This window comes from Stenotrophomonas sp. SAU14A_NAIMI4_5 (genome assembly GCF_003086795.1).
GTDB lineage: Bacteria > Pseudomonadota > Gammaproteobacteria > Xanthomonadales > Xanthomonadaceae > Stenotrophomonas.
Genome location: NZ_CP026003.1, coordinates 3,929,259 through 3,951,372, shown reverse-complemented (window position 1 = coordinate 3,951,372; position 22,114 = coordinate 3,929,259). Strand labels below are relative to the sequence as shown.

Sequence of the window (22,114 nt, the reverse complement as noted above, 5' to 3'; positions counted from 1 at the left end):
TGGGGCGGCACGCGCATTCCGCACCTGAATCGATCTAATATGCTCCCATCTATCCAGCACGGGAGCGCACGGCATGGCGTTGGGCAAGTGGATGATGGCCGCCTGCATGGCAGCGGCACTGGCAGCGGGCGCGCAGGCCGCGCCGCCGGCCACCTCGGGTAATCCGATCCTGAAGGGTTGGTATGCCGACCCGGAAGCGGCGGTATTCGCCAACCGCTACTGGATATTCCCGACGACATCAGCGGATTACGATGCGCAGATCACTTTCGACGCGTTCTCGTCGTCCGATCTGGTGCACTGGACCAAGCATGCCGACGTTCTGAACGCCAGGGACGTGCCCTGGGCCAAGCGCGCGATGTGGGCGCCGTCCGTGGTGGAAAACAAGGGCAAGTACTACTTCTTCTTCGCCGCCAACGACATCAAGACCGATAGCGAGCTGGGTGGCATCGGCGTGGCCGTGGCCGACCGTCCGGAAGGGCCGTACAAGGATCTGCTCGGCAAGCCGCTGGTGGGCGCTTTCCATAATGGCGCGCAGCCCATCGACCAGTTCGTGTTCAAGGACGACGATGGCGCCTGGTACATGATCTACGGCGGCTGGAAACACGCGAACATCGTGCGGCTGAAGGATGATTTCACCGGCGTGCTTCCGCTGGCCGATGGTTCGCTGTTCAAGGAAATCACGCCGGCGCCGGAATACGTGGAGGGCCCGCTGATGTTCAAGCGCGGTGGGCGCTATTACTTCATGTGGTCCGAAGGCGGCTGGGGTGGCCCGGATTACAAGGTGGCCTATGCCATCGCCGATGCGCCCACCGGCCCGTTCAAGCGCGTCGGCACGGTACTGCAGCAGGATGAGGCCATCGCCACCAGCGCCGGCCACAACTCGGTCATCCAGGTGCCGGGCACCGACCGCTGGTACATCGCCTACCACCGTCGTCCGCACGGTGACACCGCCCGCGACCACCGCGAAACCGCCATCGAGCGCATGGAGTTCGATGCGCAGGGCCTCATCCTGCCGGTGAAGATCACCCATGAGGGCGTGGCGGCCGATCCGCTGCGCTGAGGCGGGCGGATCGGCAGGGAATCAGGCGTTCTCGAACACCGCCAGCTGCGCAGCAAACGCGCGCTGGTACGCCGGCTGCGCCGTCGCGCGCGCCACGTAGGCAGCCAGCAACGGGAACTCATCGACGATGCCGCTGCTCTTCAAGCGCAGCAGCACCGACACCATCAGCAGATCGCCGGCACTGAACGCGCCGTCCAGCCACGGGCCGTCGCCCAGCCGCGTCGACAGTTCCTGCAGCCGCCGCCGCACGCGCTCGTCCAGCATCACCAGCCGCTGCGCGTACCAGGGCTGTTCGCGCTCCAGCACCCAGGCCATAGAACGCTCGACAATCGGCGGCTCCACCGTGTTCAGCGCGGCGAACATCCACACGATCGCGCGCATGCGGCCCTCTGCATCGGCAGGCAGCAGGCCTGGACGCTGTTCGGCCAGGTGCAGGATGATCGCGCCGGATTCAAACAGCTGCAGGTCGCCGTCCTGCCAGGTGGGAATCTGCCCGAACGGATGGCGCGCGCGGTGGGCGGGTTCCTTCATCTCGTCAAAGGTCAGCAGCTGCACGTCGTAGGGGATGCCCAGTTCCTCCAGCGCCCAGCGCACGCGCATGTCGCGGGCCAGGCCCTGGCCGCGGTCGGGGGAGGTGGCGAAGGCGGTGAGGATCGGATGCATGGCGGTGCTCCTGCAGGCGACATGCCTGCCTTTCCTGCTCCGACGAATGACGGGGGAGGGAATCGACATCTTCCTGCGATTGTCTGACCCTTGACCGAAACCGGTGCTGCTGGCGGATACTTCAGAAACGCTCCACTGAGGTCATGGAACCATGAAACATCGTCGGCCCGCCCTCGTGCCGCTTCCTCCTCCCCGCGAGGATAGCGCGTCGTATCTTGCGTTCGCGTGGTTTCGGGAGGAGGAGTACGCCAGCTTCAAGGCGCTCCTGCCTGAACGAGACTGGCACGATACGTTTGCCGAGTGGGAAAAGGATATCGAGCGCCATCTGTGGCTCACCAGAGCGAGCGGGATCGGAGCGGTCCGGGTGACGGTGCCGCTGGTCGATTTCGTGGAATGGTGCCTGGCAAACGATCTTCCGGTCGAGTCGTCTTCGCTGTCGAAATTCGCGTCAGCGCATGGCGCCCTGCCTGAGAGATGAGAATGTGCGGGATCGTTCTCGCCGCGTGAATCACACGCAAGAGAGTGTGAGCAGTCAGTTGCCGTTCGAGCCCGTGATTTCTGGATAAAACCCCGCTCACCCGCACCGCACATGCATTGCTCCACTCTGGTCCTGCAGGCAACGGACACACCGCTGCCCTCATCCCGCAGACCCGATCAAGGAGAAACACCATGAGCACCCAGTCCACCATCGAACATCGCCTCAACGACCTGATCGAGATCGCCCGCGACGGCAAGTCGTTCTACGAAGAAGCCGCCACCAAGGTGAAGGACACCGAGCTGTCCGCGCTGTTCGTGCGCATCGCCGGCGTCAAGGCGCGCATCGTTTCTTCGCTGAGCAGCGCCGTCGTCGCCACCGGCGGCAAGCCGGCCGAGCACGGCACCATGGTCGGCTCGATGCAGCAGTTCTACGGCAAGGTGCGCGCCGCGTTCGGTGACACCAACTATGGCTACGTGGCCGAGCTGGAAGAGTCCGAAGACCGCCTGCTGGCCGCGTTCAAGGACGTGCTGAACGACAACGAGCTGCCGCCGGCCGTGCGCCAGGAAGTGACCGCGTGGCTGCCGGAAGTGCAGGACTGCCACCGCGTGATGCGCGACCGCAAGCATGCGATGAAGGCAGCCTGATCCTCGGCTTCGGCTGAGCAATTACTGCAAAGCAGGGCCCCGTCATCGACGGGGCCCTTTGCATTTCGTCTCACGGAGCACTGCTGGGTATCAGCCCTGCTGTGGATACGGCGACGCCGGTGCAGCCGGTGCCTTCGGTTCTTCCTGCATCTGTTGCTGCTGGCGCTGCGCATTGGCATGCCGCGCATGCCCGCCCTCGCGGCCGATCGCCGCCATGTGCTGGCGGTTACGGCTGATCGCTTCGCCGCCCTTGCGGCCGGCGACGCGTGCTTCGGCGGAATTGAATTCATGCGCGTTGCCCGATGCATGGGCCGCGCGGCCGCCCTTGGCGGCGATGGCGCGCTGCTTGTCTTCATCCATCGAGGCGAAGCCGCGATTCTGTGTGCCGTGGGGTGCGTTGGCCATGCTGTGTCTCCTGTGCGGAAGGGACGCCGCCAGCTTCGACGACCGGTCCCATGCTGCACAGCCCACGGTAATGGCAGGTGCATGTTCGCGGCGCCGCTTTCACGCCGGCCATGCACGCGCTTGACGCTTCGCTATCGCCTAACGCAGGTGCACAGGCTGTTGCCGCGCCCGTGCACGCGCCTAGAATCGAGGGATCCCGGTAGCTCCCGGGCGCTGTCGAGCGAATGGATTCAATGAAGATCCTGTTGACCGGAAGTTCCGGGCGGATCGGGCGCGCGATCTTCGGTGCGCTGGCCGCCGAGCACGACGTGGTGGGGTTGGACCGCATGCCCTTCAACACCACCCGCATCATTGCCGATGTCACCGACCGCCAGGCGCTGGAGCGCGCCGTGCGGGGTGTGGACGCGGTGATCCACACCGCAGCCCTGCACGCGCCACACGTCGGCCTGGTGCCTGATCCGGTGTTCGAGCAGATCAACGTCGACGCCACCGGCCAGCTGCTGCAGCTGGCCCGGCAGGCCGGCGCGCGCCGCTTCGTGCTGACCAGCACCACGGCACTGTACGGCCATGCGGTAGTGGCCGGTGGCTGCCGCTGGATCGACGAAACGACCGAACCGCTGCCACGCACCATCTACCACCGCACCAAACTGCAGGCCGAAGCACTGGCCGAGCAGGCGGCGGGGCAGGGCTTCGAGGTGCGCGTGCTGCGCATGGCGCGCTGCTTCCCCGAGCCACCCGAGCGCATGGCCATGTTCCGCCTGCACCGTGGCATCGACGCGCGCGACGTGGCCACTGCCCACGCGGCGCTGCTGGTGGATGAGGGTGGGCCGTTCCAGCGCTACATCGCCTGCGCCGCCAGTCCATTCCAGCGCAGTGACTGCCTGGAGCTGGCCGCCAACCCGCGCCAGGTGCTGGCCCGGCGGGTACCGCAGCTGCTGGCCGAGTTCGACCGCCGCGGCTGGCCGCTGCCGCTCAGCATCGACCGTGTCTACGACAGCAGCCGGCTGCGCCAGGCGCTGGGCTGGCAACCGCGTTTCGGCCCGGAGGGCGTGCTGCAGCAGTACGCCGCAGGCAGCATTGAAGTACTGCCGCGCATGCTGCCGCTTTTGTAGAGTCGAGCTTGCTCGACTGCACTGTGGATCAGTCGAGCAAGCTCGACTCTACGCGCCGGAACATCGAGCAAGCTCGACTCTACGCGCCGGAACATCGAGCAAGCTCGACTCTACGGCTGAGCGCGTTCAGGTTCGAGCAGGCGGTTTTTCTCAATCCGGCCCGCCTGCGGCCGCTAACCCGGTGCGTGCCTTGCCAGCGTGGGTTTCGATCCGCAGCTGGCAGGCGGCGGCGCGAGGGATCGCGCACCTGCGCGGTGCCGTCGTGGTGCCGGTTGTCCTGAATTGCCTGCGGACCTGTCCATGCCTTCTTCCCGCTCTGCCGCTGCCCGTCGCCCGGGCAGCATCGCCCACAAGCTGATGCTGGGCACTGCTTCGATCGCGCTGCTCTGCTTCGGCATCACCGCTTTCCTCATCTACCGCCAGGCCAGTGCCAGCCTGGTCAATGCCTCGCGCCAGACCATGGCCAGTGAAGCCGTCGCTGAAGCGCGCAAGGTGTCTGCCGATCTGGGCACGGCCTTCGCCAGCAACGATGCGATGGTGGAAACCGTGCTGGCCCAGCGTGCCCGCGGCGATGCCCCGGACCGCGCCGCACTGGCCGCAGTCGTTGGCCAGCAGCTGCAGGCGCACCCGGAATGGGTGGGCAAGAGCACCATGTGGGAAGCGAACGCTTTCGACGGCAAGGATGCAGACTTCGTGAATACCGAAGCGCACGATGCCACCGGTCGCTTCATGAGCTACTGGGCCTGGGAGGGCGGCAAGCCCCAGCAGTCGCCGATGACCGCCTACACCGACCTGCCGGATGGCTCCGGTGACTGGTACATGGGCCCGAGCCGCGACAAGCTGCCCAAGGTCAGCGAGCCGTATGCCTACGCCATCGGCGGCCAGCAGGTGCTGATGAGCACGCTGAGCACGCCGATCGTGGAGAACGGCACCTTCCTCGGCGTATTCACCGTCGACTTCTCGCTCGCAGCACTGCAGAAGCACCTGGCCACGCTGACCCCGATGGGGGCCGGCCGGGTGGAGCTGCTTTCGCCCAAGGGCGTGGTGCTGGCGGCGGCCAATGCCGCCGAGATCGGCAAGCCGCGTACCGATGCGGCCACCCAGCAGATGCTGGCGCAGATTGCCGAGGGCAAGACTTTCGAGGCGTTCGAGCCGGATGCCGAAGGCAACGTGCGCCTGTACGTGCCGATGCAGGTCGGCGATGCCCCGCAGCACTTCGCGCTGGGCGTGGTGGTGCCGCACGCGGTGATCGTCGCCGAAGCCCGGCAGCTGCTGTGGCTGACCCTGCTGGTCGGCGTGATTGCCGCGCTCACCCTCAGCGCCGGCGTCTATGTGCTGCTGCGTGGCCTGGCCATCCGTCCGCTGGCGCAGGCCGTGCGCATCGCCAGCGACGTGGCGGCCGGCAAGCTGGATACCGCACTGCCGCCGCGCGGCAACGATGAAGTGGGTCGCCTGCTGGAGGCGATGCAGGGCATGCGCGGCACGCTGCAGGCGGTGATGGCGGCGCAGGCCGAAATGGCGCAGCGCCATGACGAAGGCCAGATCAGCTACCGCATGGATGCCAGCGCCTTCCCGGGCGAGTACGGCCGCATGGTGGCCGACAGCAACCAGCTGGTGGCGTCGAGCAACGCGGTCACCCAGCGCCTGGTGGAGGTAATGCAGCACTACGCGGTGGGCGACCTCAGCGTGGACATGGAAGCCCTGCCGGGCGAGAAGGCGGTGTTCACCGCGGCCATGGCCACCACCAAGGCCAACCTGGGGGCGATCAACGAGGAGATCCAGCAGCTGGCCGCCGCGGCGGCCGCGGGTGACTTCGCGGTGCGCGGCGATGCGGAGCGCTTCGAGCACGACTTCCGCCGCATGGTCGAAACGCTCAACACCATGATGCAGGTGAGCGACCACAACCTCGCCGCGCTCTCCACGCTGCTGCGCGCGATTGCTGCAGGTGACCTCAGCACGCGCATGCACGGAGATTTCCACGGCGTGTTCGCGGTGATGCGCGACGATGCCAACAGCACGGTGCAGCAGCTGACCCAGATCGTCGGCCAGATCCAGCAGTCGGCGGCAAGCATCCGCCTGGCGGCCGGCGAGATCGCCTCGGGCAACAGCGACCTGTCGCGCCGCACCGAACAGCAGGCGGCCAACCTGGAAGAGACGGCGGCATCGATGGAGGAACTGACCTCCACCGTGCGCCAGAACGCCGAGCATGCGCAGCAGGCCAACAGCCTGGCGGCATCGGCGGCCGGTGTGGCCAGCGAAGGCGGGCAGGTGGTCGGCCAGGTGGTGCAGACCATGGAGCAGATCGAGAATTCCTCGCAGCGCATTGCCGAGATCATCTCGGTGATCGATGGCATCGCGTTCCAGACCAACATCCTGGCGCTGAACGCTGCGGTGGAAGCCGCGCGTGCCGGCGAGCAGGGCCGTGGCTTCGCCGTGGTGGCCAGCGAAGTGCGCGCGCTGGCGCAGCGCTCGGCGGGGGCGGCCAAGGAGATCAAGGGCCTGATCGATGCCTCGGTGGCCCAGGTCGGCGCCGGTGCGCAGCTGGTGCACGGTGCAGGCCGCACGATGCAGGAGATTGTCGGCCAGGTCGGCCGGGTGAACGACATCATGGCCGAGATCTCGGCGGCCTCGCGCGAACAGTCGGCGGGCATCGAGCAGGTCAACCAGACCGTGGTGCAGATGGACGAGACCACCCAGCAGAACGCGGCACTGGTGGAAGAAGCCACGGCGGCCGCACGGGCGATGGAAGACCAGGCCGAGCAGCTGGCGGTGGCGGTATCACGCTTCCGCCTGCAGGCTGATGCGCCGGCGGCGGCGAAGCTGCGCGCGGCCTGATGTCGCAGACGACGACGCCCGGCCGGAGCCGGGCGCCGTCAGTGCGGCCTGCCGGGCGGGGGCCCGGCGTTGGCAGCGGCTTAGAACATGCCTTCGAAGGGGTTCCAGCTGGTGCTGCCCTTCACTTTGTTCTGGAAGTAGCCGTAGTTGGCGCTGGAGGCGACCAGGAAATTGGTGGCAATCCACAGGGCGCGGACCACGATTTCCGGCAGTACGAAGGCCAGCGCGATGAGCACGATGTAGATGCCCACCACGACCAGCGCCTTGCGCCACATGCCCAGGATCAGCAGATAGATCCAGTTGAAGAAGAATGCGAAGAAATTGATGTTGATCTTCAGCCGGTCGCCGAATGAAAGCGCTTTCCAGGCCTGCTTGAAGCCCGGTTCCTTGGGCGCGCCGTGCTGCTGGAAGAAGTTGAAGCGGAACTGCCACTTCGGGCTGTACTGCGAGAGGTCGACTGCGTTCATGAATGGGAGACGTCCCTGTGGGAAAACGTTTTCATGATAAATGTGTCGCATTCAGCCAACCAGCGTGGTCCGTCAAAAATGTGACGGTTGACCAGTTGGGGGCTTGCATCCCGGCGCCGCACCGTCACCCACCCGCCTTGTTTTTAGGATAGGGTGCGCAGTTCCGCTGCCGCTCGGGCCTGGCCCTGGCGCGTTGGCGGGATGTCCTTGGAGGTTGCATGACCACACCTGTTACACCGGAAAACGCACCCGGACCGGTGCTTCTGCCGACACCCGAAGTGGTGCAGGCGCAACAACTACTCGCCCGCCAGCAACTGGCGGTGGCGATCGACCGCGCGCGCGCGGCCGCGAACCGCGATCCCGCGACACCTGAGACGACCTGAGACGACCTGAGCGCTGGCAGCTGCCAACCTGGGTTGGCACGCTTCTGCGCCGGATGTAGAGCGCCAACCAAGGTTGGCGGCTACCGGGACGGCTGATTCCGTGGTTGGGAATCATTATCATTTTGCTCGATCCAGTTCCCGCCACGCCTGCGTGTGCGCGGCATGCTCGAGCCCGGCATCGCCCGCTATTTGCTGAATGGGGGAAATCCCCGGCGTAAACCTTCGCGCTCACCTTACATTTCCCCTCTTATGCTGGGCCGCATTTTCGATTCCGCCCCGTTGGAGATCGTGTGGGTTCCGGTAGTGACAGACATCTACTGCGCGGCGTGACGCCGTCGCAGGCAGGACAAGTGCAAGCGCCGGGAATGCGCGCGGGGAACCCTGGTGCACGCCGCCTGGCCAGGATGGCCAGCCACGCTGCCTGGGCGGAGTAGACGCGATGGAAGCTCAAACCACCTCCCACGCCGGCCCGGGCAACCCCGAGCTGGATGCCGGCTGGGCGCTGTTGCCGCCCGAAGCGCCCCTGCAGATGCCCGAGCAGACCCTGCGCGAAGGCAAGCTCAAGGTCCCTCGTCACCGCACCTCGCCGCGCATGATCAAGCTGCGCCGCCTGTACCTCTTCGGTGGTACCGCGGCGATGACCGCCGTGGCCACGCGGATGATGTGGCGGGTGCTGTCCACCAACGGCATCAGCGTGCTCGAGGCCTGCCTGCTGGTGCTGTTCGTCGGCCTGTTCGCCTGGATCGCGCTGTCCTTCGCCAGTGCCGTGGCCGGTTTCCTCACCGCCGTGTTCGACCGCGGTTACCGCCTGGGCATCGACCCGGACAAGCCGCTGCCGATCGTGCACAGCCGCACCGCGCTGCTGATGCCCACCTACAACGAAGACCCGCGACGGCTGCTGGCCGGCCTGCGCGCGATCTATGAATCGGTGGCCGCCACCGGGCAGCTGGAACGCTTCGATTTCTTCGTGCTCAGCGACACCCGCCGCGAGGACATCGCCCGCGCCGAGGAGCTGGTCTTCAACGAGCTGCGCGAACTGGTGCCCGATGGCCGGGTGCGCCTGTTCTACCGCCGCCGCAGCGACAACGGTGCGCGCAAGGCCGGCAACATCGCCGACTGGGTGCGCCGTTTCGGCGGCGCCTACCCGCAGATGCTGATCCTCGACGCCGACAGCCTGATGACCGGCGACAGCATCGTGCGCCTGGTGGCGGGCATGGAACACAACGCCGACGTCGGCCTGATCCAGACCCTGCCGTCGGTGATCGGTGGGCGCACCCTGTTTGCCCGCATGCAGCAGTTCGGTGGCCGCGTGTACGGGCCGGTCATCGCCCGCGGCGTGGCCTGGTGGCATGGCGCCGAGAGCAACTACTGGGGCCACAACGCGATCATCCGCACCCGTGCCTTCGCCGACCAGGCCGGCCTGCCGGCACTGCCCGGCCGCAAGCCGTTCGGCGGCCACGTGCTCAGCCACGATTTCGTCGAAGCCGCGCTGATGCGCCGGGGCGGCTGGGCCGCGCACATGGTGCCTTACCTGGGCGGCAGCTACGAGGAAGGCCCGCCGACCCTGACCGACATGCTGGTGCGCGACCGCCGCTGGTGCCAGGGCAACCTGCAGCACGGCAAGGTGGTCGGCAGCCGCGGCCTGCACTGGATCAGCCGCGTGCACATGCTGATCGGCATCGGCCACTACTTCACCGCGCCGATGTGGGGCATGTTGATGCTGATCGGCATCGCCATCCCGCTGTTCCAGGAAGGCATCGATTTCAACGCACTGCTGCACCTGTCGCCCAGCGTCTACTGGCGTGCGCAGGACGAGGAGCAGGTGGTGCGCCTGTTCGGCGCGACCATGGCCGTGCTGCTGCTGCCCAAGGTGCTGGGTTACCTGGCCATGCTGCTGGACCCGGTGGACCGCCGTGGCTGCGGTGGCGCCTTCCGCGCGTTCGTGTCGATGCTGGTGGAAACCGTGCTGGCGGCGCTGATGGCGCCCGTGGTGATGTACGTGCAGTCGCGCGGCGTGGCCGAAGTGCTGTCCGGCCGCGATTCGGGCTGGGACGCGCAGCAGCGCGACGACGGTGGCATTTCCTGGATGGCGCTGATCCGCGGCTACGGTGGGCTGGGCGTGTTCGGTGCCTTCATGGGCATGCTGGCCTGGGCGGTATCGCCCTCGTTGGCGGTGTGGATGGCGCCGGTGGTGATCGGCATGGTGCTGGCCATTCCGGTGGTGGCGCTGACCTCTTCGCGCGGGCCCGGTGGCTTCCTGCACCGCTGGGGGCTGCTGGACATCCCCGAGGAAAACACGCCGCCGCCCGTCCTGGTGCGTGCCGCCGAACTGCGCCGCGAAGCCGCCGAGCAGCCGCCGCTGTACTGATCGGCCCATGGCGGCGGCATAATGCGGCTCGAACTTGAAGGAGCCGCATCATGCTGCAAACGGTGGAACAGGAAACCGGCGCCTCGCCGCAGTGGTCGGTGATCTGGCTGCATGGCCTGGGGGCCGATGGCCATGATTTCGCACCGATCGTGCCCGAGCTGGTGCGTCCGCACTGGCCGGCGCTGCGCTTCGTCTTCCCGCATGCACCGGTGCGGCCGATCACGATCAACAACGGCGTGCCGATGCGCGGCTGGTACGACATCGTCGGCATGGATTTCCGCTCGCGTGCCGACATGGCCGGGGTGCGTGAATCGGTGGCCCAGCTGGATGCGCTGATCGCCCGCGAGATCGAGCGTGGCGTTGCCGCCGACCACATCTTCCTGGCCGGCTTCTCGCAGGGCGGCGCGGTCATCCTCAGTGCCGCACTGGAACGCACCGCGCCGCTGGCCGGCCTGATCGCACTGTCGACCTACCTGCCCGATGCCGAAGCGGCCCGCCGCGTTGACGGTGCCGTCGACGTGCCGGTGTTCATGGCCCACGGCAGTGGCGATCCGGTGATTCCGCTGGCGGTGGCCGAGCACAGCGCGCAGGTGCTGCGCACGCTGGGCCTGTCGCTGCAGTGGCAGCGTCACCCGATGGCGCACCAGGTCTGTGCCGAAGAGATCCAGGCACTGGGCGACTGGCTGCAGGAACGGCTGGGCGTGGCCTGAGCCATGGCGGCCAGCGCCAGCCCGCCGTGGATGCCGGAACTGTGCCGCCTGCCGCGCGTGCTGGCGATGCTGGGCCTGGCCGAACTGGTGGTGGTGGTGCTGGCCCTGGCGCCCGATGGCAGCCGCCACTGGACACTGGGCGAGCTGGCCTCGGCCAGTGGTTTCGCGTTGTGGCTTTCGCTGGCGGTCAGCGCCTGCCTGTGCCTGCTGCGGCGGGCACTGTCGACCCTGCCCGAGGTGCTGGGCGCGCTGCTGGCCATCGCCTTGTCGGCGCTGATCGCCGTGGCGTGCGCCGGCGTCGTCCACGCCCTGTACGCGGTGCTGGGTGACAACTTCACCCGCGGCATCAGCTTCTGGCGCTTCACCCTCGGCAGTGCCGCGACCACGGCGCTGATCACCGCGCTGGCGCTGCGCTACTTCTATGTGAGTGACCGCTGGACCGCGCAGGTGCAGGCCAACGCGCGCGCCCAGGCCGACGCACTGCAGGCGCGCATCCGGCCGCATTTCCTGTTCAACAGCATGAACCTGATCGCCAGCCTGCTGCACCGCGACCCGGCCGTGGCCGAACGCGCGGTGCTGGACCTGTCCGATCTGTTCCGCGCCGCGCTGGGTGCCGGCGAAGGCGATTCCACCCTGCAGGCCGAGTGCGAGCTGGCCGAGCGCTACCTGTCGATTGAATCGCTGCGCCTGGGCGAACGCCTGCAGGTGCACTGGCAGCGCGAGGAACCGTTGCCCTGGGATCTGGCGCTGCCGCGCCTGGTGTTGCAGCCGCTGGTGGAAAACGCGGTGCTGCATGGCATTTCGCGCCTGCCCGAGGGCGGCACCATCGAGTTGCTGCTGGCCTGCAGGAACAATGAGCTGCAGATCACAGTTCGCAATCCGGCGCCGGATCCGCAGGCCCCGGGTCTGGCACTGGCACGGGGCGCGGGCCACGCGCAGCACAGCATCGGGCATCGGCTGGCGTGGCGCTTCGGTCGTGCCGCGCGGATGACGGCCGGCTGGAGCGAAGGCTACTATTCCTGCCAGGTGACAGTGCCGATCCAGTGAGGGAATGAGCGTGAGGGTAGTCATCGCCGATGACGAACCGCTGGCCCGCGAGCGCCTGCGCAGCCTGTTGGCGGCGCAGGAGGGCATCGACGTGGTGGCTGAGGCCGGCAACGGCGAGCAGGCCCTGCACGCGTGCGCGGAACTGCAGCCGGACCTGGTGCTGCTGGACATTGCCATGCCCGGGCTGGATGGCCTGGAAGCCGCGCGCCACCTGGCCAGTTTCGAACCGCGGCCGGCGGTGGTGTTCTGCACCGCCTACGATGCGCACGCGCTGTCGGCGTTCGAGGCGGCAGCGATCGATTACCTGATGAAGCCGGTACGTGCCGAGCGTCTGGCCGCGGCCATCGCGCGCGCGCGCACGTTCCTGGCCGGTCGGGATGGTCAGCCCGAGCACAGCGGCGGCCAGGCCCGCAGCATGCTGTGCGCGCGCCTGCGCGGCAGCCTGCGCTTGATTCCGCTGGACGACATTCATTACCTGCAGGCCGAAGAGAAGTACGTGGTGGTGCACCACGCACGTGGCGAAGACCTGATCGAGGAATCGCTGAAGTCGCTGGAAGAGGAATTCGCCAGCCGCTTCGTGCGCATCCACCGCAACTGCCTGGTGGCCCGCCATGAACTGGTGGAGCTGCGGCGCGGCGTCGGCGGGCAGGTGCAGGCGGTGCTGCGGCATGGCAAGCAACCGCTGGAAGTGAGCCGGCGGTGCGTGGCGACGCTGAAGCAGGAACTGCGGCATCTGTGAGATTCCGCGCGGCCTGCGGCCGCGACTGCTTGCGAACAACGTCTGAAGCAACATCAACAGCTACAGCAACGGCGGTTGGTCGGCTCGTTGTTGTTACGTGCTGGGTCGGGCCGGGGTGGGGTGGCGGGACACGCCGTAAACCCATCCATGGGGGCTCGATGGCGCCATCCATGGCGCCAACGGTCCCGCCACCCCACCCCGGCCCAACCCTCTCGTTCTCCCTGCGTCGGACGGCAAGAGCAGAGCATTGTTGTTATCGGGTGGGGAAAGAGGGGTCAGATCCCTTTTCCTGCGGAAAAGGGATCTGACCCCGGAAGCAATCGGCTTTTGATTTTTTCTTTTGATCTTCCGTGGCTGGCGCGCACGGAAACTGTCAGAGGCCGGGTGGGTGGGTTGCGCAGGGGCGTGAGCCGCATGGGCCCGAGGCATGCCTCGGGCGGGTTGGGCAGGACGCCCAACCCCGGTCTTGCCGTGTGCGCAGGACAGCGCGCACGAGCAAGCGGCGACCGAGCTTACAGGGACGTACTTGCAGCGTCCCCTGCGCGGCCCACCCACCCGGCCAGCTCACGAGGCTGGTCGACTAACAGTCGACTCTACCGCCAGCCACGAGGGGCTCCGCCGTTGGCCGTATCCCGCCGATAGGCGCGATAATGCCGGGATGGAAACCGTCCGCATCGCCACCCGCAAGAGCCCGCTCGCCCTCTGGCAGAGCGAACACGTCGCCGACCGCCTGCGCCAGGCCTACCCCGGCCTGCATGTGGAACTGGTGCCGATGAGCACCCGCGGTGACGAGGTGCTCGACCGCTCGCTGGCCGCCATCGGTGGCAAGGGCCTGTTCCTGAAGGAGCTGGAGCTGGCCATGCTGCGCGGTGATGCCGACTGCGCGGTGCATTCGCTGAAGGATGTGCCGATGGAACTCGATGCGCCCTTCGCGCTGCCGGCCATGCTGACCCGCCACGATCCGGCCGATGGCTTCATCTCCAACCTGTACGCCTCGCTGGATGCGCTGCCCATCGGCGCCCGCGTGGGTACGTCCTCGCTGCGCCGCCAGGCACAGCTGCGCGCGCTGCGCCCGGACCTGCAGCTGCTGGACCTGCGCGGCAACGTCAACACGCGCCTGGCCAAGCTCGACAACGGTGGCTACGACGCCATCGTACTGGCCGTCGCCGGGCTGGAACGGCTGGGCCTGGGCAACCGCATCGTGGCCCGCCTGCAGCCGCCGCAGTGGCTGCCGGCACCGGCGCAGGGCGCGGTGGCAGTGGAATGCGATGGTGGCAACGCGCGGCTGATGGAAGTGTTCGCCCGCCTGGATGACGCCGATACCCGTGCCTGCGTGGAAGCGGAGCGGGCGATGAACCGCGCGCTGCACGGCAGCTGCCATGTGCCGGTGGCGGCCATCGCGCAGTGGCAGGGCCAGGACCTGCACCTGCAGGGCATGGTCGGCAGTGCCAGTGATGGCCGCGCGGTGCGTGCCGAAGCGGTGGGCCCGGCCAGCGATCCGGAAACGCTGGGCCAGCAGGTGGCGAAGATGCTGCTGGATGGCGGCGCAGGCGAGCTGCTGAACGTCTGAACCCCTGCGGTAGTGCCGGCCACTGGCCGGCAACCGGATGATGCCGGCCAGCGGCCGGCACTACCAAAAGAAGACGGGCGCCTTGGGCGCCCGTTTCTCATTTGAACTTGTAGACCACGTTCATCGTGGTCAACGTATCGGTCCTGCGCTTGTCGTCGGCCACGTCGCTGTTGTAACGGGCCTGCCAGCCGGCCTTCAGGGCCAGGTGCTCGTTCATGCTCACCGACACGCCGAAATCGTTCTGGCCGAAGGTATTGTACGAACCCGATTCGACCAGCAGGTTGTTGATCAGGTCGGTGTTGGACGTGATGGCGTACTTCAGTTCGAACTGGCCCTGGCCGATCAGGCCGGTGCGCGTGCGGTCGTCTTCGGTGCTGTGGGTGCGGCTGACACCCGGGCCGACCAGGGCGTCGAAGGAGAACTTCTCGGTGTTGAACAGGCGGGTACCGTAGCCCAGGCCGAACGAGCTGCGACGATCGTAGGTGGCGAAGTCATCGCGCTCGGTACGCACCTTGGCGAACAGCTGGCGGTGTTCGCCCAGCTGCAGCGCGCTGCCGGCGGCGCCGGTGTAGCGGTTGGCCGTGGTGTTGTCGCGGCGGGTGGTGGTGCCGTCGTCGGCGGTCTCGGTCACCTTGGAGCTGGAGCGCAGGCCGAACAGGTCCATGGTGTGCACCCAGTCGCCATCGGTATAGCGCAGGCGCAGGGCGCCGTTGAAGCTCTCGGTGCTGCTGTTGCCGCTGGCGGCGGCAAAGCCCAGTTCGCCACCGCTGCCGCTCCACGGCGACGTCATCGCCGCCAGTTCAGAGGCATCCTGGGCATAGGCCAAGGGTGCGCACAGCAGCAGGGGCACAAGCAGGGACACGCGCAGGGACATCGAGGGCTCTCCGAAGCGGTTAACAACCCGTGATGATACTGGAAGCATCATGACCATCAGAACGGGTCGGCAACGGCGCTTCAGCAGGCGTTACCGCCACCGCCCATTCAGGGGAGGTCGATGCGCAGCGCGGGGTCGTTGAAACGCGAGTAGCGCAGGCGCAGCTGGTACGGACGCCCTTGGTTGCTGCCGTTGCGCACGATCTGCCGCGGCAGTCCCTGGTCGTCCACCCAGTACTCCAGGCGCTCGCCGGCGGCACTGACCAGCCGGTAATGGCGGGTATCCACGCCGTCCAGCGACTGCCGGCCCAGATCCTCAGCCTTCATCGGGGCGGACGGTACGTCGCCGGTCAGCGGCTGTTTCCATTGATCCAGTAATCCAGCAGGCGTCGGCACCTGGCGGGTCGCGCCGGCGGCCTGAAGAAACATGGTGTCGCCAATGATCGTCTGCGGCCCGGCCGCGGTCTGCAGGCGGAAGCGGTCGGGAGCCACGAAGTCCATGCTGCTGCGTACCGCCAGGGCGGCGCCCTCCACATCCAGTTCGGCATGGAAGCTGCGCACCTCGGCCAGACGCTGGCTGGCCGCGCGTATGTCTTCAGCCGGATCGGCTGCGGGTATCGGGTCCTGCGTGATGGCTGGATCCGGGGCGCGATCACAGGCGGCCAGCAGCAGGCAGGCCAGCAGGGGCAGGGCAGGCAGGCGGCGCATCGGGCGTTCCATGGGGGGCAGGGGCGCCCACGATAGCCCAAAGCCCCCGCACAACGCCCGCGACTCGGACATAATCGGGGGCATGGACCGATACGAACGCATCACCGCCCTGCATCGTCTGCTCAAGTCCGCACGCTATCCGGTGACGGTGGCGACCCTGCAGGACAAGCTCGGTTGTTCCCGTGCCACCGTCTACCGTGATCTGGCCTTCCTGCGCGACGCGCTGATGGCTCCGATCGAGGGCGACGGCGAGGCCGGCTTCCGTTACCAGGCTGACGAAAGCGACCGCTTCGAACTGCCCGGCCTGTGGCTCAGCTCGGAGGAGCTGCATGCCCTGCTGGCCTCGCAGCACCTCCTCGCGCGGACCGGCGGCGGCGTGCTGTCGTCGGTGCTGGCACCGCTGCAGCAGCGCATCGAAAGCCTGCTGGCGGCGCAGGCCGGCGTCTCCAACTGGCCGGTCGACCGGGTCCGGGTGATCCCGCACCGCGGCCGCAAGTTCGACGAAGGCAGCTTCCGCACCGTCGCTTCGGCCGTGCTGGAGCGCAAGCAGCTGGCGTTCGAGTACCGTGCCCGCTCCACTGACGAATCGACCCGGCGCACCGTGTCGCCGCAGCGCCTGACCCACTACCGCGACAACTGGTACCTGGACGCCTGGGACCATGACCGCGAAGCGCTGCGCAGCTTTGCGGTGGATCGCGTGCACAAGGCGCGGGTGGTCGACAACGGTGCCCGCGACGTGGCCGAATCCGAGCTGGATGAGCAGTTGGGCGCCAGCTACGGCATCTTCTCCGGCCCGCCCAAGGGCTGGGCGACCATCCTGTTCAGCGCCAAGGCCGCGCGCTGGGTGGCCGACGAACACTGGCATTCCAAGCAGCAGGGCCGTTTCCTGCCCGATGGGCGCTACGAACTGAAGGTGCCCTACAGCGTCTCGCGCGAGCTGCTGATGGACGTGCTGCACTACGGTTCCGATGCCGAGATCGTCGAGCCGGTGATGCTGCGCGAGCAGGCCAAGGCGCTGCTCAGCCTGGCCCTGACCAACTACGAACATTCCTGATCCCTCCCCCGAGAGACCCGTTGCCCCCATGAAGAAGACCCTGTTGCTGCCCCTGTTCGCCGCTGCGCTGGCCCTGACCGCCTGCGGCAAGTCCGGCGAGCCCTCGCAGAAGCTGGTGGTGGCCGCCACCGCCGTGCCGCATGCGGAGATCCTGGAAGTGGTCAAGCCGATCCTCAAGGAGGAAGGCGTGGACCTGGACGTGCGCGTGTTCAACGACTACGTGCAGCCCAACGACCAGCTGGTGCAGAAGCAGGTGGACGCCAACTACTTCCAGACCGAGCCGTACCTGGATGCCTACAACCGCGACCGCAAGACCGACCTGACCAAGGTGATCGGCGTCCACATCGAGCCCTTCGGTGCGTACTCGCGCAAGGTCAAGTCGCTGGCCGACCTGCGCGAAGGCGCCGACGTGGTCATCCCCAATGACCCGAGCAACAACAGCCGCGCGCTGATCCTGCTGCACAAGGCTGGTGTGATCGAGCTGAAGGATCCGAGCAACGCCCTGTCGACCCAGCGCGACATCATCGCCAACCCGAAGAAGCTGAAGTTCCGCGAGCTGGATTCGGCGATGCTGCCGCGCGTGCTGGACCAGGTCGACCTCGCCCTGATCAACACCAACTACGCGCTGGATGCCGGCCTGAACCCGACCCAGGATGCGCTGGCGATCGAGAGCAAGGATTCGCCGTACGTGAACTTCCTGGTCGCGCGCCCGGACAACAAGGATGACGCCCGCGTGCAGAAGCTGGCCAAGGCGCTGACCAGCCCGCAGGTGAAGGCCTTCATCGAGACCAAGTACAAGGGCGCGGTGCTGCCGGCGTTCTGATGGTGGGGTAGCGCCGGGCCATGCCCGGCGGAATGGGTGTTCGCCGGGCATGGCCCGGCGCTACCGCCCTCAATCAACGTGGAAGGCGAGGGTGGCGGCCACGGCCTGCTGCCATCCGGCGTACAGCTTCTCCCGCCGCGCCGCGTCCATCTGCGGCTCGAAGCGGCGGTCCAGGCCCCACTGCGCGGCAATCTGTTCGCGGCTTTCCCAGAACCCCACCGCCAGCCCGGCCAGATAGGCCGCACCCAGCGCGGTGGTTTCGGTCAGCCGTGGCCGCAGCAGCGGCACACCCAGGATGTCGGCCTGGAACCCGGCCAGGAAGTCGTTGCCGATCGCACCGCCGTCGGCGCGCAGTTCGCTCAGGGCGATGCCCGCATCCGACTGCATCGCATCGAGCACGTCACGGGTCTGGTAGGCCATCGCCTCCAGCGCCGCACGCACTAAGTGCGCCTTGCTGGTGCCACGGGTCAGGCCGAACATCGCCCCGCGCACGTCGCTGCGCCAGTAGGGGGCGCCCAGGCCGACGAAGGCCGGCACCAGATAGGCGCCGCCGCTGTCGTCGACCTTCGCCGCCAGCGCCTGGCTGTCGCTGGCGCGGTCGATCAGGTGCAGCTCGTCGCGCAGCCACTGCACCACCGAGCCGGCGATGAAGATCGAGCCTTCCAGCGCATATTCCACCTTGCCGCCGATGCCCCAGGCGATGGTGGTCAGCAGGCCGTTGCGCGAACGCACCGCCTGGGCGCCGGTGTGCATCAGCATGAAGCAGCCGGTGCCATAGGTGTTCTTGACCATGCCCGGCTGGAAACAGGCCTGGCCGAACAATGCCGCCTGCTGGTCACCGGCGATGCCGGCGATCGGGATCGGGTGGTCGAAGAAGAACTGCGGCCGCGTATGCGCGTACACCGCGCTGGAATCGCGCACGCTGGGCAGCATCGCGCGCGGGATGTCCAGCAGCGCCAGCAGGTCTTCGTCCCATTGCAGGGTGTGGATGTTGAACAGCAGGGTGCGCGCGGCGTTGCTGTAGTCGGTCACGTGCGCCTGGCCACCACTGAGGTTCCAGACCAGCCAGCTGTCGATGGTGCCGAACAGCAGTTCGCCGCGCTCGGCGCGCTGCTGCGCGCCCTCCACGTGGTCGAGGATCCAGCGCACCTTGGTGGCCGAGAAATACGCATCGATCAGCAGGCCGGTGCGCTCGCGGATCAATGCTTCGTGGCCGTCGGAGCGCAGGCGCTCGCAGATCGCGTGGCTCTGCCGCGACTGCCAGACGATGGCGTTGTGGATCGGCTGGCCGGTGGCACGATCCCAGACCACGGTGGTCTCGCGCTGGTTGGTGATGCCCAGCGCGGCGATGTGCCGTGGGTCGATCTGCTCGCGGCTGAGCAGCTCGGTCATCGTCGCGTAGACGCTGGTGAGGATCTCGCGCGGATCGTGTTCCACCCAGCCCGGCTGCGGGAACAGCTGGCTGAACTCGCGCTGCGCGCTGCCGACGATGTTGCCGGCGCGGTCGAACAGGATCGCGCGTGAACTGGTGGTGCCCTGGTCGATGGCCAGCACGTAGCGGGGCGTCATGGGGCGTCTCCGGTGGCGATGGGGAAATCCTAATGCATTGGCCATGTGGGGCGCGGCGCCCTGCGCTGTGGTAGCTGCCAACCTTGGTTGGCGCACGTGGGAAGACCGGGGTCAGAGCCCTTTCCCGCAGGAAAGGGATCCGACCCCGCGGTTGCTGGCGCACGTGGGAAGACCGGGGTCAGAGCCCTTTCCCACGGGAAAGGGATCCGACCCCGCGGCGCGGCTGGCCCGCTGTGGCCTGAAACACGGGGTCAGATCCCTTTCCCACGGAAAGGGCTCTGACCCTGCATCCATGCCTGCAGGCGCGCCACCTGCGCTGCGTCCAGGCGCAGGCCGAGCTTGCTGCGCCGCCACAGCACGTCCTCGGCGGTGTGTGCCCATTCGTGCTGCTGCAGCCATGCGACTTCGCGCGCATGCAGGCCACCGCCGAAGTCTTCGCCCAGATCGGCGAGCACGGCCGCTCCTTCCAGCAGCATCGCACTGCGGCTGCCGTAGGCGCCGGCCCAGCGTCGCGTGAGGTCGGCCGGCAGCCAGGGCGCATGCGCCTGCAGCCGTGCCCGCGCCGCCTCGGCATCGCCCCAGTCACTGCCGGGCAGGGCATCGCCGTGTGCCGTCCACGCCGGGCCCATGCCGGCCAGGTGCGGGCGCAGCAGCTCCAGTGCTTCCTCGGCCAGCACGCGGTAGGTGGTCAGCTTGCCGCCCAGCACGTGCACGGCCGGCGCACCGCCGCCCTGCAGCTGCAGCCGGTAATCACGGCTCAGCTTCGCTGCCTGCGGGTCGGGGTCGGCCAGCAGCGGGCGCACGCCGGCGAACTGCCAGACCACGTCGGTCGCATGGATCGGCTCGCGCAGATAGTGGTTGGCCGCCGCGCACAGGTAGTCCACTTCCGAGGGCAGCACGCTGCAGCGCGCCGGGTCGCCGCGGTAGTCGGTATCGGTGGTGCCCACCAGCAGGTGGTCGTGGGCGAACGGCAGCAGGAACACCACGCGCCCATCCGGCTGCTGCAGCAGGCAGGCGCTGTGGTCGGGCCAGGGCCGGCGCAGGACGATGTGGCTGCCCTGCACCAGGCGCAGCGCGGGCGAACCATCGCCGGGCTGCATACGCTGCAGCAGGCCACCGGCCCAGGGGCCGGCCGCATTGGCAACGGCGCGGGCCTGCACGCTGTGGGTCTGTCCGTCGCTGTCTTCCAGTGTTGCCAGCCAGTGCGTGGGCGTCTGCTGCAGGCCCGTGCAGCGGGTGCCGGTGAGGATGCGCGCGCCGCGCTGGGCGGCATCCAGCGCGTTGAGCACCACCAGCCGCGCGTCATCCACCTGCGCGTCGGCATAGCTGAAGGCCTGTTGCAGGTGCGGCGACAACCACGACCCCAGTGCATCGGCGTGCAGCTGCAGCGAACGCGAGGCGGGGAAGGCGGGGCTGCGCTGGCCGAGGTGGTCGTACAGCCACAGGCCCACGCGCAGCATCCAGCGGGGCCGCAGGTGTGGTTCCCACGGCAGCACGAAGCGCAGCGGGTGGACCAGGTGGGGCGCCTGCCGGCGTACGGTTTCGCGCTCGCCCAGCGCCTTGCGCACCATGCCGAACTCGCGCTGTTCCAGGTAGCGCAGGCCGCCATGGATCAGTTTGCTGCTGGCGCTGGAGGTGTGCGCGGCGAGGTCATGCTGCTCGCACAGCAGTACGCGCAGGCCGCGGCCGCTGGCATCGCGGGCAATGCCGGCGCCAGTGATGCCGCCGCCGATCACCAGCAGGTCGATTTCGTGCATGGCGTCCCCGGGTCAGGTTTCTGTAGAGCCGAGCCATGCTCGGCTGCATTTCCAGAAGGGCAGTCGAGCATGGCTCGACTCTACATAAGGAAGTCGACCAACGGTCGACTCTACAAAACAACAACGGGCCCCGCAGGGCCCGTTGTTTCAACACAGTGGAGCAGGGAGCCGCTTAGAAGCGCGCACCGATGCCGAAGCCCACGGTCCACGGGTCAAGCTTGGCTTCGCCCACCTTCTGGCCGGCGACCTTCAGGTCCGGGCGCGAGTGCATGTAGCGGGCATCGGCGCGGGCAAACCAGGTGGAGTTGATGTTCATGTCCACACCCACGGTGCCGATGGCACCCTTGGCGTCCTTCAGGCGGATGTCATCGCCACCGGCGAAGTTCTCGTTGCTGAAGGCCGACTGGAAGTAGCCGACGCCCACGAACGGACGGAACACGTTGTCAGCCTGGCCGAAGTGGTACTGGCCGCTCAGCGCGACCGGCTGCTGCTCGACGCTGCCCAGGCGGGCATTGCCCGGACCCTTGACGCGGTGGTCGAACTTGTCGGCAGCGCCCCACAGCTCAACGGCCCAGTTGTCGTTGACGTAGTAGCTGAAGCTGACGGTCGGCGCCGGGCCGCCATCGACCTTCTTGATGCCGTCGATCGGATCGTTCTTCGGCTGCAGCAGCGAGACGCCACCAACCACGGCAAAATGCTTGCCCGAGGCAGTGTCTGCGGAGCTGCTGTCCTGCGCGAAGGCAGCAGGAGCGAAGGCAGCGGAGGTCAGCAGGGCGAGGCTCAGAATACGGATGGAGCGCATGGGGGAAATCTCCTGTTGTTTCTTGTTTTGGGCCCCCGGTTGCGGGG

At 67.7% G+C, this 22,114-nt stretch carries 21 protein-coding genes; 13 read left to right on the top strand and 8 right to left on the bottom strand.

Going from position 1 to position 22,114, the window contains the following annotated elements; translation table 11 throughout:
* Positions 1–73 precede the first annotated feature (73 nt).
* Entirely contained in the window at positions 74–1,060 is a 987-nt protein-coding gene (locus C1925_RS18140) for a glycoside hydrolase family 43 protein (protein WP_108770110.1), read from the top strand.
* Positions 1,061–1,081: 21 nt separating this feature from the next.
* Here the strand turns inward: C1925_RS18140 and C1925_RS18135 are convergent, their stop codons facing one another.
* Positions 1,082–1,723: a glutathione S-transferase family protein gene (locus tag C1925_RS18135; RefSeq protein ID WP_108770109.1), complete on the bottom strand. Its 642-nt coding sequence runs from the start codon at positions 1,721–1,723 to the stop codon at positions 1,082–1,084.
* A gap of 151 nt (positions 1,724–1,874) precedes the next feature.
* Between C1925_RS18135 and C1925_RS18130 the strand changes: the two genes are divergently transcribed.
* Together C1925_RS18130 and C1925_RS18125 are read left to right on the top strand one after the other, a co-directional pair.
* Entirely contained in the window at positions 1,875–2,201 is a 327-nt protein-coding gene (locus C1925_RS18130; RefSeq protein ID WP_108770108.1) for a hypothetical protein, read from the top strand.
* Between the two features lie 191 nt (positions 2,202–2,392).
* Positions 2,393–2,845 carry a PA2169 family four-helix-bundle protein gene (locus tag C1925_RS18125; RefSeq protein WP_108770107.1) on the top strand — a complete coding sequence of 151 codons (453 nt, stop codon included), beginning with the start codon at positions 2,393–2,395 and terminating at the stop codon, positions 2,843–2,845.
* A gap of 90 nt (positions 2,846–2,935) precedes the next feature.
* Here the strand turns inward: C1925_RS18125 and C1925_RS18120 are convergent, their stop codons facing one another.
* Positions 2,936–3,250 carry a KGG domain-containing protein gene (locus C1925_RS18120; protein ID WP_108770106.1) on the bottom strand — a complete coding sequence of 105 codons (315 nt, stop codon included), beginning with the start codon at positions 3,248–3,250 and terminating at the stop codon, positions 2,936–2,938.
* Positions 3,251–3,483: 233 nt separating this feature from the next.
* Here C1925_RS18120 and C1925_RS18115 point away from each other — a divergent pair, with 233 nt between their 5' ends.
* Both C1925_RS18115 and C1925_RS21480 read left to right on the top strand, forming a co-directional pair.
* Entirely contained in the window at positions 3,484–4,362 is an 879-nt protein-coding gene (locus C1925_RS18115; protein ID WP_108770105.1) for an NAD(P)-dependent oxidoreductase, read from the top strand.
* Between the two features lie 300 nt (positions 4,363–4,662).
* Entirely contained in the window at positions 4,663–7,197 is a 2,535-nt protein-coding gene (locus C1925_RS21480; RefSeq protein ID WP_108770104.1) for a methyl-accepting chemotaxis protein, read from the top strand.
* A gap of 80 nt (positions 7,198–7,277) precedes the next feature.
* On the opposite strand, the gene C1925_RS18105 is transcribed toward C1925_RS21480, so the two are convergent.
* Positions 7,278–7,664, bottom strand: coding sequence for a DUF2628 domain-containing protein (locus C1925_RS18105; protein WP_108770103.1), 387 nt, complete (start codon positions 7,662–7,664; stop codon positions 7,278–7,280).
* Between the two features lie 218 nt (positions 7,665–7,882).
* Between C1925_RS18105 and C1925_RS21160 the strand changes: the two genes are divergently transcribed.
* The 6 genes from C1925_RS21160 (at position 7,883) to hemC (ending at position 14,481) form a co-directional block, all read left to right on the top strand.
* A complete protein-coding gene (locus C1925_RS21160) occupies positions 7,883–8,047 on the top strand; it encodes a hypothetical protein (RefSeq protein WP_174213520.1) in 165 nt (54 codons plus the stop codon).
* A 439-nt stretch (positions 8,048–8,486) separates the two neighbouring features.
* Positions 8,487–10,415, top strand: a complete 1,929-nt coding sequence (gene mdoH, locus C1925_RS18095; RefSeq protein ID WP_108770102.1) for a glucans biosynthesis glucosyltransferase MdoH — start codon at positions 8,487–8,489, stop codon at positions 10,413–10,415.
* A 50-nt stretch (positions 10,416–10,465) separates the two neighbouring features.
* The gene (locus C1925_RS18090; protein WP_108770101.1) at positions 10,466–11,125 is read left to right on the top strand and encodes an alpha/beta hydrolase; all 660 of its coding nucleotides are present in this window, start codon (positions 10,466–10,468) and stop codon (positions 11,123–11,125) included.
* A 3-nt stretch (positions 11,126–11,128) separates the two neighbouring features.
* Complete coding sequence (locus tag C1925_RS18085) at positions 11,129–12,172, top strand: sensor histidine kinase (protein WP_174213519.1); 1,044 nt, start codon at positions 11,129–11,131, stop codon at positions 12,170–12,172.
* 4 nt (positions 12,173–12,176) lie between these two features.
* Positions 12,177–12,911, top strand: coding sequence for a LytTR family DNA-binding domain-containing protein (locus tag C1925_RS18080; RefSeq protein ID WP_174213518.1), 735 nt, complete (start codon positions 12,177–12,179; stop codon positions 12,909–12,911).
* Between the two features lie 658 nt (positions 12,912–13,569).
* Entirely contained in the window at positions 13,570–14,481 is a 912-nt protein-coding gene (hemC, locus tag C1925_RS18075) for a hydroxymethylbilane synthase (protein WP_108770100.1), read from the top strand.
* Between the two features lie 97 nt (positions 14,482–14,578).
* On the opposite strand, the gene C1925_RS18070 is transcribed toward hemC, so the two are convergent.
* Positions 14,579–15,355, bottom strand: coding sequence for a DUF481 domain-containing protein (locus tag C1925_RS18070; protein ID WP_108770099.1), 777 nt, complete (start codon positions 15,353–15,355; stop codon positions 14,579–14,581).
* Between the two features lie 107 nt (positions 15,356–15,462).
* The gene (locus C1925_RS18065; protein WP_108770098.1) at positions 15,463–16,062 is read right to left on the bottom strand and encodes a hypothetical protein; all 600 of its coding nucleotides are present in this window, start codon (positions 16,060–16,062) and stop codon (positions 15,463–15,465) included.
* An 82-nt stretch (positions 16,063–16,144) separates the two neighbouring features.
* Between C1925_RS18065 and C1925_RS18060 the strand changes: the two genes are divergently transcribed.
* Both C1925_RS18060 and C1925_RS18055 read left to right on the top strand, forming a co-directional pair.
* Positions 16,145–17,116: a YafY family protein gene (locus C1925_RS18060; protein ID WP_108770097.1), complete on the top strand. Its 972-nt coding sequence runs from the start codon at positions 16,145–16,147 to the stop codon at positions 17,114–17,116.
* Between the two features lie 28 nt (positions 17,117–17,144).
* Positions 17,145–17,939, top strand: a complete 795-nt coding sequence (locus tag C1925_RS18055) for a MetQ/NlpA family ABC transporter substrate-binding protein (RefSeq protein ID WP_079223577.1) — start codon at positions 17,145–17,147, stop codon at positions 17,937–17,939.
* A gap of 69 nt (positions 17,940–18,008) precedes the next feature.
* Here the strand turns inward: C1925_RS18055 and glpK are convergent, their stop codons facing one another.
* The 3 genes from glpK to C1925_RS18040 form a co-directional block, all read right to left on the bottom strand.
* On the bottom strand, positions 18,009–19,508 hold the full coding sequence (glpK, locus tag C1925_RS18050; protein WP_108770096.1) for a glycerol kinase GlpK: 1,500 nt from the start codon (positions 19,506–19,508) through the stop codon (positions 18,009–18,011).
* 251 nt (positions 19,509–19,759) lie between these two features.
* Positions 19,760–21,265 (bottom strand): glycerol-3-phosphate dehydrogenase, encoded by a 1,506-nt coding sequence (gene glpD / locus C1925_RS18045; protein WP_108770095.1) that lies wholly within the window; start codon positions 21,263–21,265, stop codon positions 19,760–19,762.
* 172 nt (positions 21,266–21,437) lie between these two features.
* On the bottom strand, positions 21,438–22,067 hold the full coding sequence (locus tag C1925_RS18040; RefSeq protein ID WP_108770094.1) for an OmpW family outer membrane protein: 630 nt from the start codon (positions 22,065–22,067) through the stop codon (positions 21,438–21,440).
* Positions 22,068–22,114 lie beyond the last annotated feature (47 nt).

Excerpts from the sequence above, each read along its gene's own strand:
- C1925_RS18140 (WP_108770110.1), top strand. The coding sequence starts at position 74 with ATGGCGTTGGGCAAGTGGATGATGGCCGCCTGCATGGCAGCGGCACTG.
- C1925_RS18135 (WP_108770109.1), bottom strand. The coding sequence starts at position 1,723 with ATGCATCCGATCCTCACCGCCTTCGCCACCTCCCCCGACCGCGGCCAG.
- C1925_RS18130 (WP_108770108.1), top strand. The coding sequence starts at position 1,875 with ATGAAACATCGTCGGCCCGCCCTCGTGCCGCTTCCTCCTCCCCGCGAG.
- C1925_RS18125 (WP_108770107.1), top strand. The coding sequence starts at position 2,393 with ATGAGCACCCAGTCCACCATCGAACATCGCCTCAACGACCTGATCGAG.
- C1925_RS18120 (WP_108770106.1), bottom strand. The coding sequence starts at position 3,250 with ATGGCCAACGCACCCCACGGCACACAGAATCGCGGCTTCGCCTCGATG.
- C1925_RS18115 (WP_108770105.1), top strand. The coding sequence starts at position 3,484 with ATGAAGATCCTGTTGACCGGAAGTTCCGGGCGGATCGGGCGCGCGATC.
- C1925_RS21480 (WP_108770104.1), top strand. The coding sequence starts at position 4,663 with ATGCCTTCTTCCCGCTCTGCCGCTGCCCGTCGCCCGGGCAGCATCGCC.
- C1925_RS18105 (WP_108770103.1), bottom strand. The coding sequence starts at position 7,664 with ATGAACGCAGTCGACCTCTCGCAGTACAGCCCGAAGTGGCAGTTCCGC.
- C1925_RS21160 (WP_174213520.1), top strand. The coding sequence starts at position 7,883 with ATGACCACACCTGTTACACCGGAAAACGCACCCGGACCGGTGCTTCTG.
- mdoH (WP_108770102.1), top strand. The coding sequence starts at position 8,487 with ATGGAAGCTCAAACCACCTCCCACGCCGGCCCGGGCAACCCCGAGCTG.
- C1925_RS18090 (WP_108770101.1), top strand. The coding sequence starts at position 10,466 with ATGCTGCAAACGGTGGAACAGGAAACCGGCGCCTCGCCGCAGTGGTCG.
- C1925_RS18085 (WP_174213519.1), top strand. The coding sequence starts at position 11,129 with ATGGCGGCCAGCGCCAGCCCGCCGTGGATGCCGGAACTGTGCCGCCTG.
- C1925_RS18080 (WP_174213518.1), top strand. The coding sequence starts at position 12,177 with ATGAGCGTGAGGGTAGTCATCGCCGATGACGAACCGCTGGCCCGCGAG.
- hemC (WP_108770100.1), top strand. The coding sequence starts at position 13,570 with ATGGAAACCGTCCGCATCGCCACCCGCAAGAGCCCGCTCGCCCTCTGG.
- C1925_RS18070 (WP_108770099.1), bottom strand. The coding sequence starts at position 15,355 with ATGTCCCTGCGCGTGTCCCTGCTTGTGCCCCTGCTGCTGTGCGCACCC.
- C1925_RS18065 (WP_108770098.1), bottom strand. The coding sequence starts at position 16,062 with ATGCGCCGCCTGCCTGCCCTGCCCCTGCTGGCCTGCCTGCTGCTGGCC.
- C1925_RS18060 (WP_108770097.1), top strand. The coding sequence starts at position 16,145 with ATGGACCGATACGAACGCATCACCGCCCTGCATCGTCTGCTCAAGTCC.
- C1925_RS18055 (WP_079223577.1), top strand. The coding sequence starts at position 17,145 with ATGAAGAAGACCCTGTTGCTGCCCCTGTTCGCCGCTGCGCTGGCCCTG.
- glpK (WP_108770096.1), bottom strand. The coding sequence starts at position 19,508 with ATGACGCCCCGCTACGTGCTGGCCATCGACCAGGGCACCACCAGTTCA.
- glpD (WP_108770095.1), bottom strand. The coding sequence starts at position 21,265 with ATGCACGAAATCGACCTGCTGGTGATCGGCGGCGGCATCACTGGCGCC.
- C1925_RS18040 (WP_108770094.1), bottom strand. The coding sequence starts at position 22,067 with ATGCGCTCCATCCGTATTCTGAGCCTCGCCCTGCTGACCTCCGCTGCC.